Source organism: Vibrio sp. V43_P6S15P86 (genome assembly GCF_009904725.1).
Taxonomy (GTDB): domain Bacteria; phylum Pseudomonadota; class Gammaproteobacteria; order Enterobacterales; family Vibrionaceae; genus Vibrio; species Vibrio diabolicus.
Genome location: NZ_WXWT01000382.1, coordinates 1 through 10868 on the forward strand (window position 1 = coordinate 1; position 10868 = coordinate 10868).

Annotated in this window: 11 protein-coding genes; 7 read left to right on the forward strand and 4 right to left on the reverse strand. The window is 45.5% G+C overall.

The genetic code is table 11. The annotated features are described in order from the left end of the window. The 7 genes from sfsA to panC form a co-directional block, all read left to right on the forward strand. On the forward strand, positions 1 to 673 hold a 673-nt coding region (sfsA, locus tag CAG69_RS17245; RefSeq protein WP_161445352.1), incomplete at its 5' end, for a DNA/RNA nuclease SfsA. 136 nt (positions 674 to 809) lie between these two features. Beyond that, complete coding sequence (gene dksA / locus CAG69_RS17250) at positions 810 to 1256, forward strand: RNA polymerase-binding protein DksA (protein ID WP_005386584.1); 447 nt, start codon at positions 810 to 812, stop codon at positions 1254 to 1256. A 96-nt stretch (positions 1257 to 1352) separates the two neighbouring features. Further along, the gene (gene gluQRS / locus CAG69_RS17255; RefSeq protein WP_161445354.1) at positions 1353 to 2216 is read left to right on the forward strand and encodes a tRNA glutamyl-Q(34) synthetase GluQRS; all 864 of its coding nucleotides are present in this window, start codon (positions 1353 to 1355) and stop codon (positions 2214 to 2216) included. A gap of 101 nt (positions 2217 to 2317) precedes the next feature. Beyond that, entirely contained in the window at positions 2318 to 3685 is a 1368-nt protein-coding gene (pcnB, locus tag CAG69_RS17260; RefSeq protein ID WP_046875073.1) for a polynucleotide adenylyltransferase PcnB, read from the forward strand. Next, on the forward strand, positions 3682 to 4167 hold the full coding sequence (gene folK, locus CAG69_RS17265) for a 2-amino-4-hydroxy-6-hydroxymethyldihydropteridine diphosphokinase (protein ID WP_005396720.1): 486 nt from the start codon (positions 3682 to 3684) through the stop codon (positions 4165 to 4167). Before pcnB ends, folK begins: the two co-directional genes overlap by 4 nt. 24 nt (positions 4168 to 4191) lie before the next feature. Then, positions 4192 to 4986: a 3-methyl-2-oxobutanoate hydroxymethyltransferase gene (panB, locus tag CAG69_RS17270; protein ID WP_005396718.1), complete on the forward strand. Its 795-nt coding sequence runs from the start codon at positions 4192 to 4194 to the stop codon at positions 4984 to 4986. Positions 4987 to 4997: 11 nt separating this feature from the next. Further along, positions 4998 to 5903, forward strand: a complete 906-nt coding sequence (gene panC, locus CAG69_RS17275; RefSeq protein ID WP_161445356.1) for a pantoate--beta-alanine ligase — start codon at positions 4998 to 5000, stop codon at positions 5901 to 5903. Between the two features lie 55 nt (positions 5904 to 5958). On the opposite strand, the gene CAG69_RS17280 is transcribed toward panC, so the two are convergent. From CAG69_RS17280 to CAG69_RS17295, 4 genes are all read right to left on the reverse strand, one after another. After that, positions 5959 to 6888, reverse strand: a complete 930-nt coding sequence (locus CAG69_RS17280) for a Kdo(2)-lipid IV(A) acyltransferase (protein WP_161445358.1) — start codon at positions 6886 to 6888, stop codon at positions 5959 to 5961. A 127-nt stretch (positions 6889 to 7015) separates the two neighbouring features. Further along, the gene (locus CAG69_RS17285) at positions 7016 to 7786 is read right to left on the reverse strand and encodes an ABC transporter permease (RefSeq protein ID WP_005396714.1); all 771 of its coding nucleotides are present in this window, start codon (positions 7784 to 7786) and stop codon (positions 7016 to 7018) included. Then, positions 7787 to 8704, reverse strand: coding sequence for an ABC transporter ATP-binding protein (locus CAG69_RS17290; RefSeq protein ID WP_047008973.1), 918 nt, complete (start codon positions 8702 to 8704; stop codon positions 7787 to 7789). A 252-nt stretch (positions 8705 to 8956) separates the two neighbouring features. Beyond that, complete coding sequence (locus CAG69_RS17295; RefSeq protein WP_046875129.1) at positions 8957 to 10627, reverse strand: SulP family inorganic anion transporter; 1671 nt, start codon at positions 10625 to 10627, stop codon at positions 8957 to 8959. Positions 10628 to 10868 lie beyond the last annotated feature (241 nt).

The window sequence follows — 10868 nt, forward strand, 5'->3', positions numbered from 1 at the left end:
CTATAAACGCTTTCTTGCCGATATCAAACTCGATACCGGTGAAATTCGTACTATCCACTGCGCAAACACTGGCGCTATGACAGGTTGTGCGACACCGGGAAACAAAGTTTGGTTTTCCACTTCCGACAACCCGAAACGAAAATATCCCAATAGTTGGGAGTTGAGTGAAACCGACCAAGGCCACCGCATTTGTATCAATACCGCGCGCGCCAACCAACTGGCCGTTGAGGCTATTGAAAATAATGTCATTTCAGAGCTTTGTGGTTATGACACACTTCAAACTGAGGTGAAATACGGTAATGAAAATAGCCGAATTGATATCTTGCTCAGCGCAGACAGCAAGCCAAAGTGCTATATAGAAGTGAAAAGCGTCACTCTTCTTGATGAGACCGACTCTACTGGACAAGGATACTTCCCAGATGCGGTCACGACTCGGGGACAAAAGCACCTGAGAGAGCTCACAGAAATGGCACAAAATGGAAGTAGAGCCATACTTTTATTCACTGTTTTACATTCAGGTATTGAAAAAGTATCCGCGGCGCACCATATAGACGCGAAATATTCACTATTACTCAAACAAGCACAAGACGCTGGAGTGGAAGTTCTCTGCTACAAAGCTGAACTGAGCGATACTGGAATGAAGCTGATTTCCGCTATTGATTTTATCAATTAAGAGAAAAAATGATGTCGTCTTCACATTGACGATAACTTTGCGATTCAGTATTTGCTTGCACCGCCTCTTTTTGCTATAGATACCCGCCTTAAATTGACTGCGTAGCAGTTGACTAGGTGTAAGTAGGAGATGCTGTATGCCAGAATCAAAGAAGAAAACGATAGGCATCCTAGCCATTGCCGGCGTGGAGCCATATCAGGAAAAACCTGGTGAAGAGTACATGTCACCAGAGCAGGTTGAACACTTTACGAAAATCTTAACAGCTTGGCGCGACCAGCTGAGAGCTGAAGTGGATCGTACCGTTCACCACATGCAGGACGAAGCAGCAAACTTCCCAGATCCAGTTGACCGCGCCTCTCAAGAGGAAGAGTTCAGCCTAGAACTGCGTAACCGCGACCGCGAACGCCGTTTGATCAAGAAGATTGAAAAGACTTTGGATAAAATCAAAGAAGACGATTTTGGCTTCTGTGAGTCTTGTGGCGTAGAGATTGGCGTTCGCCGTCTTGAAGCACGTCCAACCGCTGACCTATGTATTGACTGTAAAACACTTGCAGAAATCAAAGAGAAGCAAATGCAAGGTTAATCAACCAAGCATTATGATTATTGAAGGGAGCTCAGGCTCCCTTTTTGTTTTGACTACCTTTGCATCCCATTTGTTTACTAAATTCGAGATACACGCATGACACGCTATGTAGGTCGATTCGCCCCATCTCCTTCTGGTCCTTTACATTTTGGTTCACTGATTGCCGCTCTTGGCAGCTATTTTCAAGCGAAAGCACACAACGGAACCTGGTTAGTACGTATTGAGGACTTGGACCCACCAAGAGAAATGCCAGGTGCGGCGCAACTTATCCTAGATGCGATCAAAGCCTACCAGCTGCATTGGGATGGAGAGGTGGTATACCAGAGTGAACGTCATGACCTTTACCAAGCCCAAATAAACACATGGCTCGAAAATGGTGAGGCCTATTATTGCCAATGTACTCGAAAGCAAATTAAAGAGCATGGCGGGTTTTATCCTGGCACTTGCCGCGATAAAAACTTGAAAGACGGCGCGATTCGCCTAAAAATGACCAAGCCTGTCGCTCATTTCTTCGATCAGAAGCGTGGAACAATTAAGATTCCAGAGCAACTCGTTAATGAAGATTTCATTATTAAACGTCGAGATGGATTATTTGCTTATAATCTTGCGGTAGTATTGGACGACATCGACCAAGGCGTCACCGAAGTCGTGCGTGGTGCAGACTTAATCGAGCCAACAGGGCGTCAAATCAGTCTGTACCAGATACTTGGGCAGCCTGAAGTCAGCTACTTGCATTTACCATTGGCGATGGACAACAACGGCAATAAACTGTCGAAACAAAATCACGCGACGGCTATTGATATAGAGACACCAAAGCCTACTCTATTACGCGCCATGACATTTTTGGGCTTCGAGATACCGGAAGCCATAAAAGCGGCCAACATAGAAGAGATTCTTCGTTGGGGCTGCGAAAACTGGCGCTTGGAACAGCTTCCAACAGAGATCGAGATCACACCGTGATTCTCAAATGGCATTGTGTAGGCTATCATTAGCCGCAAATTAGGCCCTAGAGGCGCAAAAACTAACCAAAGCAAGATTGGACTAAACCCAGTTATTGCCAGATGCACATGAATACAAACGACTATACACCAAGCGAACCTGCCACTATTCCAGAGCTCGCTCTCAATGTAATAACTCGTGAAGAGCACAACATTTCGCGTAAGCAGATCAGTGATAATGCACTGAAGGTACTGTACCGCCTAAATGGTGCTGGTTTCGATGCTTTTCTTGTGGGTGGCGGGGTTCGAGACTTACTGCTTGGACAGAAACCAAAAGATTTTGACATTGCGACCAACGCAACGCCGGAACAGATCAAACAGCTATTTCGTAACTGCCGTTTGATTGGTCGCCGCTTCCGCTTGGCTCATATTATGTTTGGCCGAGATATCATTGAAGTAGCGACATTCCGCGGTCACCACCAAGAGCAAAAGAATAAGAGCATCTCTCAGCAATCGAAAGAAGGAATGCTGCTGCGTGACAATGTCTACGGCACCATCGATGAAGATGCTGAGCGCCGTGATTTCACGATTAACTCGATGTACTACAACATCGCGGATTACTCGATTCACGACTACGCACGTGGTATTGAGGATTTAGAAGATCGCCTCATTCGGCTGATTGGCGATCCAGAAACACGCTACCGTGAAGACCCAGTACGTATGTTGCGTGCAGTTCGCTTCGCAGTAAAACTGGACTTTGATATTGAAGAAGACACCGCGGCACCAATCGAACACATGGCACCGTTGCTCGGTGACATTCCGTCAGCGCGTCTTTTTGAAGAGTCACTCAAGTTATTGCAATCCGGTCATGGCCTAGAAACCTACCACCTACTGCGTGAGTACAACTTATTCCAACAGCTATTCCCGACGATTGCAGCGCACTTTACAGAAGATTACTCCTCTCACACTGAGCAAATGTTGGATCTTGTCCTAGATTCTACCGACATGCGCATCGAAGATGGGAAACGCATCAATCCAGCATTTATGTTTGCTGCAATGCTGTGGTACCCACTGTGTGCGAAAGCCGATGAACTGATGGAAGAGCGCAACCTAGGCCATTACGACGCTATTATGGAAGCGAGTAACATCATTCTTGATGAACAAGTTCGTACAATTGCCATTCCAAGACGCCACACCGCAACCATTCGCGAGATTTGGCAGCTGCAGCTGCGCCTTCCTCGACGTAACGGTAAACGTGCATTCCGTCTTATGGAGCTCAATAAATTTAGAGCTGGCTTTGATTTTCTTGAAATGCGCGGTGAAATTGAAGGTGGTGACACTCAGAAGCTTGCCAAGTGGTGGGAAACTTTCCAAAATGCAGGCCGAGAAATGCGTCAAGCAATGGCTGCCGACCTAGACGGTCAATCACCGAAGAGTGGTCAGCGCCGCCGTAAAACCTATCGCAAGAAAAAGAGTAAGCCTAAGTCATGATCACAGCGTACATTGCGGTAGGCAGTAACTTGGCTGATCCTGTCAGCCAAGCGAAGCAAGCGATTGAAGCGTTAAAAACGCTGCCTAAATCAGAGTTTGTTCAGGCTTCTTCGCTATACAGCAGCACGCCAATGGGACCACAAAACCAACCGGATTACATCAATGCGGTTGTGTCGATTAACACCAGTTTGACGCCTCTTGAATTGCTCGATTGCACACAAGCCATTGAGCAAGAACAAGGGCGTGTCCGTAAAGACGAACGTTGGGGACCAAGAACCTTGGACCTCGACATTGTTCTTTATGGCAATGAGGTGATTAATTCCGAGAGGCTGATCGTTCCTCATTATGGAATGAAAGAGCGTGAATTCGTACTCTACCCTCTTGCGGAAATTGCACCAAGTTTACAACTCCCCGATGGGACCGAGGTCTCTAAACTACTGGAACAAGTAGATAGAAACGGCCTCAGTATCTGGCAGTCATAGCCAACTCCTAGTAAGGATAAAACCATGAAAAAAATGACCATCAACGACCTAATCAAGTGGAAGCAAGAAGGTCGTAAATTTGCTACTTCAACCGCTTATGATGCGAGCTTTGCCCAACTGTTTGAAAGCCAAGAAATGCCAGTACTTCTTGTTGGTGATTCTCTAGGTATGGTTTTGCAAGGTCACAACGATACTCTGCCAGTAACGGTCGATGATATCGCTTACCATACTCGTTGCGTACGCGCTGGTAGCCCAAATTGTTTGTTGATGGCTGATATGCCATTCATGAGCTACACCACGCCAGAGCAAGCTTGCGAAAATGCGGCTACACTGATGCGTGCTGGTGCCAATATGGTGAAAATTGAAGGTGGTGACTGGTTAGTCGACACTGTAAAAATGCTCACTGAACGCTCGGTTCCAGTTTGTGCTCACCTTGGTTTAACTCCTCAAGCCGTGAATATTTTTGGTGGTTACAAAGTCCAAGGTCGCGATCAAGAAAAAGCGGACCGCATGGTGAAAGATGCGTTAGCACTGCAAGAAGCAGGCGCTCAAATCGTCTTACTAGAGTGCGTGCCTGCTGAGCTTGCTGAGCGTATTACGCAAGTGCTCGACGTCCCTGTTATCGGTATTGGGGCTGGTAACGTGACAGATGGTCAAATTCTCGTGATGCATGATATGTTCGGTATCTCTGCCAACTACATGCCGAAATTCTCCAAAAACTTTCTTGCTGAAACAGGTGATATGCGCAAAGCCGTTGCTAAATACATTGAAGATGTAGCCAACGGTGTATTCCCAGACGACGCTCATACCATTGCCTAGAGGATAAATGCATGCAAACTTTTGCGGAAATCTCAGCAGTTCGTGAACACCTTAAAGCCTTTAAACGTGAAGGTCGTAAAATTGCGTTTGTCCCAACCATGGGCAACCTTCACGAAGGTCACTTAACTTTAGTGCGTAAAGCACGCGAATACGCTGATATCGTTGTCGTAAGCATCTTTGTTAATCCGATGCAGTTTGATCGTGCAGACGATTTAAATAATTACCCGCGTACGCTAGAGGAAGACTTAAGCAAGTTAACCTCTGAAGGGGTCGATGTGGTATTTACGCCGACACCAGAAGTTATCTATCCTGAAGGGCTTGATAAACAAACGTTTGTTGATGTTCCGGGTCTATCGACTATTTTAGAAGGGGCTTCACGCCCTGGTCATTTCCGTGGCGTCACAACCATCGTAAACAAGCTATTTAACATCGTTCAGCCAGATGTGGCCTGTTTTGGTGAGAAAGATTTTCAACAACTTGCTGTTATCCGCAAGATGGTTGTCGATCTTGCGATGGACATTGAAATCATTGGTGTACCAACCGTACGTGAAATGGACGGTTTAGCAATGAGCTCGCGTAATGGTCTGCTTACACTTGACGAACGTCAACGTGCGCCAGTGCTTGCTCGTACAATGCGTTGGATCAGCAGTGCCATTCGCGGTGGCCGTGATGACTACGCATCGATCATCGAAGATGCGAGCGACCAACTTCGAGCTGCAGGTTTGCACCCTGATGAGGTCTTCATTCGTGATGCTCGTACTTTACAAGTGATCACGCCAGAAACGACACAAGCCGTCATTCTGATGTCTGCGTTCTTAGGCAAAGCTCGTCTTATCGATAACCAAACGGTAGATATGGTTGTCGAAGCGAAGGAAGAAGCAGAGTCTAGTAATACAAACTCAGAGAGCGCAGAGTAAGCTCTGAGCCATCAAGACGTAAAAAGGTCGACTCTTAGTCGACCTTTTTTAGTTTCTACGTATAGACGCAATCTAATCCTTCTGGACGTGTTTTAAACCGCTTGTGCAGCCACATCCACGCTGGAATATCACGTTTTATCATTTTCTCGAGTTCTTGATTCAAGATACTTGCCGCTTTAATCGCATTACGCCTCTCGAAACGCTCACTGATATCTTTTCCAATATACAACGTGTAATGGTGATTCTTGCTCACTGTGACGCCAGATATGACCGCACACTTTGTTACGTCTATAAGCACACTAGAGCCCACGGTACTCGCGGCTTGTTCAACAGCAAAGAACGGCGCAAAAACAGAATGGCTGACGCCATAATCATGGTCGGGCAAATACCAAAGTCGATGACCATTTTTCAAAACTTTGAGCATTGATTTCACGTCTTTTCGATCAATCATTTGATGCCCAAAACGAGTTCGACCTCGATGTTGAATAAACTCATAAGCAGGATTCGAATTTGGGCGATACACACCGTAACCTTTGGCAAACTGGCTAAAAATACGAGCGGTTATCTCCAAGTTTAAATGGTGACTGCACACCACCAACACACCACGCCCATTCTTTTCCTCAGCGAGTAAACGATCTTTTCCAACAGTAGAGGTTATCCGACGAATCCGCCAGTCTGGCCAAAACCACGCTATGCCCGTTTCGATGATCGCCATTCCCGTATATTGAAAGTTTTTTCGTACTACGTCCTTACATTGCCAATCCGTAAAATCAGGGAAACACAGCTGGAGATTACGCAGAGCGATCTTGTGTCGGCGCTTCATTACATGCATCGCAACACAGCCGATGCTTCTACCTAAGATTCGCAATACTATGTATGGCAGTACATTAACAAGAATCGCTAAAGATCCAAATGCCAGCCATACAGACCAATATTTGGGCTTAAGTAACTGATAGGAGAAAGGCGGCGGCGGGACAATATTCATAGGATCACTCATTTATTACAAATGATTGAAACCTATCATGATAAAAACTGAAAGATTGTATGGGTATGTATTGTTATGCATGCCAAAGAGCAGCATGATTCGCTGCTCTTTGTTGTGTGGGAGAGTCTTAGCTTCTTAGCCCAATACCTTTCGTTACTAAGTAATGAGCAACGGCATACAGCGCTATCACAAACACCGCAAGCACACTGAATGAGGTGACAATACCCACATCCGATACGCCTAAAAAACCATAACGGAACGCATTCACCATGTAGACGATTGGGTTAATCTTAGAGACACCTTGCCAAAATTCAGGCAGTAAGCTGATGGAATAAAAAACACCACCCAAGTAGGTTAACGGGGTCAACACAAATGTAGGAATGATCGAAATATCATCAAACGTTTTTGCATAGACCGCATTGATCAGTCCGCCTAGAGCAAATACAACGGATGTCATGAAGACGGTCGCAACAATAATGCCCCAGTGTTCAACTTGCAGATCCACAAACAATAGAGACACACAGGTAACAATAGCGCCTACTAACAAACCTCGAGTCACACCGCCCATTACGTATCCAGCAATGATCACGTAATTTGGCACTGGTGCCACCAGCAGCTCTTCAATGTTCTTCTGTAGTTTTGCACTAAAGAACGAAGACGCCACATTCGAGTATGAATTGGTGATCACCGACATCATGATCAAACCTGGAACTATGTACTCCATGTAGCTAAAGCCGCTCATCTCACCGATTCGAGAGCCAATAAGATTACCGAAAATGATGAAATACAGTGTCATTGTGATTGCAGGCGGAACTAAAGTTTGCACCCAAATACGCGTAAAACGGGTGATCTCTTTGCTCAGCAAGCTACGAAATGCCGTCCAATATAAACCGTACATTTACTTACTCCCTTCTCTTACAATGCTAACAAACAACTCTTCCAGTCGGTTGGCTTTGTTACGCATTGAAAGAACTCTAATACCATGCTCTGTTAACTGACTGAACACTGAATTCAATCCTTGGCTTTTATCTAGCTCTATCTCTAAAGAGCCATCAACAATACTTTGTCGATTGACGCCTTCAAGCTCAGGCACCTCGCCTTCAGATTCAATGTCTAGGATAAATGTCTCGACGCTTAACTTACCTAGCAACGCCTTCATGGTGGTGTTTTCGATCAACTCACCTCGGTTAATAATGCCGATATTTCGACACAGCATCTCCGCTTCTTCTAGGTAGTGCGTCGTCAAAATAATCGTAATCCCTTGCTCTTGGTTGATCTCTTTCAGAAATTCCCACATTGAGCGGCGTAGTTCAATGTCCACCCCAGCCGTTGGTTCATCCAAAATGAGCAACTGCGGCTCATGCATCAAAGCTCGGGCGATCATCAAACGGCGCTTCATTCCGCCAGATAAATTACGGGCACGCTCTTTACGTTTTTCCCATAAATCGAGTTTTTTCAGGTACTTTTCAGCTCGTTCTTTGGCTAATACTTTAGACACACCGTAATAGCCCGCTTGCTGCATCACAATTTGCTCAACGGTTTCAAACTGGTTGAAGTTGAACTCTTGTGGCACCAAGCCTAAATTCTGTTTGGCCAACTCAAGGTCGGTATCAATGTCATAACCGAAAACTTTCGTCGTCCCAGAAGTTTTGTTCACTAAGGAGGAGATGATGCCGATCGTGGTCGATTTTCCTGCACCATTGGGACCCAGAAGCGCGTAGAAGTCACCCTTTTTCACTTGGAGACTAATACCTTTTAACGCCTCAAAGCCACCTGCATACGTCTTGCGCAGCTGTTCAATTTCTAATGCGTACATAAGGTCTTGATTGCCGTTTGTTTGTGATTACTAATACCGACTCGATGTTTATCAGCGGTTTACTACGAAATCGCCTTGGGTATTGTACTGGAGGTCCATCAGTTTATCGTTGAATAACGATGATTACAATTAAACCTTTCGATAATGTTGGAAATATAGTCCCTATCAACGTAAAGGTTATCTGCAAGTAAGGAAAAGTTAGGGAATAAAAAACGCAACAGAACGCTGTTGCGTTTTTAACGATCAGAGTGATTACGCCGTTATACGCTGATACTGGTCCGCCTCGACATGTGCTACCGCCGCATTTAATGCTTCATAACGGAATTGGTACATATTGTCATTTGGGACAAGATCAATGACGTGGAACTTTTCTAGCTGTTCTCGCGTGCGCTCATTTGGACACAACAAATACACGGCACAATTAGCATCAAGCGCATCTTTAATCGCGTTTTCTAACGCTAAACCGACAGTAACATCAATCATAGGTACATCGGTAAGATCGAGAATCATCACATCATAATCCGAAATACTGGAGTGCTGGCGTGAAATTGCCTTAGAAACACTGAAGATCATTGGGCCCGAAAGATAAAAGAACAGTACTTTGCCATTGGCGCGATCAAGCAAGCCACGCTCGCTGTCAGTTAGCGGCACATCGTCTTCATCCGCGTCGCTGATCGCTTTCACTTGTCTCGCCTGCTCTCGGCTCAGACGCTCAATGATAATAATGTTGGAAATAAAGACGCCCAAGCCCACGGCAACGATAAGATCAACGAACACTGTGAGCAACATAACGCCATACATTACCGCCATTCCGGAAAAGCTAACCTTGTGTGCTCGTTGAATAAAACTCCAATCCAAAATATTAAAGCCGACATATACTGCAATGCCAGCCAACACAGCCATTGGGATCGGCTCCGTTAATCCACCCGCAACCAATACGACCAATGCAAGCATAAGTGCACGAATCACACCGGACAATGGCGAACGAGCCCCAACTTGAATGTTAGTCACCGTGCCCATCGTTGCACCCGCGCCAGGTAGTGCACCGAACAAGCCTGAGATCATGTTGGCAAGGCCTTGGCCTCGCAGTTCTTTGTCTGAGTCGTGCTCTTTACGAGTCAAGGAGTCACCGATAACCGCCGTTAACAAAGTGTCGATACAACCTAAGGTGCCGAGCACCAGCGCATCAATAACCATCTCAACAAACATATCTGGATCAATATGAGGCGCAACAAGAGAAGGCAATCCAGCCGGGATTTCACCGATACGACGAATATCTTCCGTATCGAAGAGCATCACAGACAACAAAGTCACCGCAACCAACGCCACGAGTTGCGCTGGTACATATTTTCGATACTGCTTAGGGAAGAAAAAGAGAATCCCCAAAGTCAGTAGTCCCAAAAACAACTCACTGAACTTAAGGTTAGAGATGGTCTCCGGCAAAGCAGATAACGTTCCGAGTACTCCCCCTGAAGGCGCGGCATGCCCCATCAAAGGCGATAACTGCAGAATGATAAGAATCACACCTATGCCAGACATAAAGCCCGAAATCACGCTATAAGGCATCAAGGTAACGTATTTACCCAGTTTTAACGTCCCTAATAGGATTTGGAACGCACCAGCCATCATAACAACCGTGAAGGTCATGGCCATGCCCGTTTCTGGATACTTCGCCATCATACTGGTTAATACAGCGGTCATGATTACCGTCATTGGCCCTGTTGGTTCTGATATTAACGTATTAGAACCACCAAACAACGAAGCAAACAGACCGACCATTATTGCGCCCCAGAGGCCTGCTTCTGCCCCTGCACCGGATGCAACACCGAACGCTAACGCCAAAGGAAGAGAGATAATCGCTGTGGTTACCCCGCCAAATACATCCCCTTTGAAATTAATATCTTCAAAACGACTACCGAACACTGCTGATTTCCCTGCATTCAATTTTAAAAAGTAAAATGTCATTACTTTAACGAGCCAGGCGAAAATTTAAACCATAAATAGATTAAGGCTAAATTCACACCACAAATAATTAGGCCTAATTTTACGTTTTTATTGATGAAAACTAGTCAGATGAGTCCTGTCTGACGAATATTTAACGAGATCGAAATTGTAACATTGTGTATAGTTACAACACTGATCGCTTGCATGTTCATATAAGCGG

Coding starts and splice junctions, on each gene's coding strand:
- dksA (WP_005386584.1), top strand. CDS start 810: ATGCCAGAATCAAAGAAGAAAACGATAGGCATCCTAGCCATTGCCGGC.
- gluQRS (WP_161445354.1), top strand. CDS start 1,353: ATGACACGCTATGTAGGTCGATTCGCCCCATCTCCTTCTGGTCCTTTA.
- pcnB (WP_046875073.1), top strand. CDS start 2,318: ATGCACATGAATACAAACGACTATACACCAAGCGAACCTGCCACTATT.
- folK (WP_005396720.1), top strand. CDS start 3,682: ATGATCACAGCGTACATTGCGGTAGGCAGTAACTTGGCTGATCCTGTC.
- panB (WP_005396718.1), top strand. CDS start 4,192: ATGAAAAAAATGACCATCAACGACCTAATCAAGTGGAAGCAAGAAGGT.
- panC (WP_161445356.1), top strand. CDS start 4,998: ATGCAAACTTTTGCGGAAATCTCAGCAGTTCGTGAACACCTTAAAGCC.
- CAG69_RS17280 (WP_161445358.1), bottom strand. CDS start 6,888: ATGAATATTGTCCCGCCGCCGCCTTTCTCCTATCAGTTACTTAAGCCC.
- CAG69_RS17285 (WP_005396714.1), bottom strand. CDS start 7,786: ATGTACGGTTTATATTGGACGGCATTTCGTAGCTTGCTGAGCAAAGAG.
- CAG69_RS17290 (WP_047008973.1), bottom strand. CDS start 8,704: ATGTACGCATTAGAAATTGAACAGCTGCGCAAGACGTATGCAGGTGGC.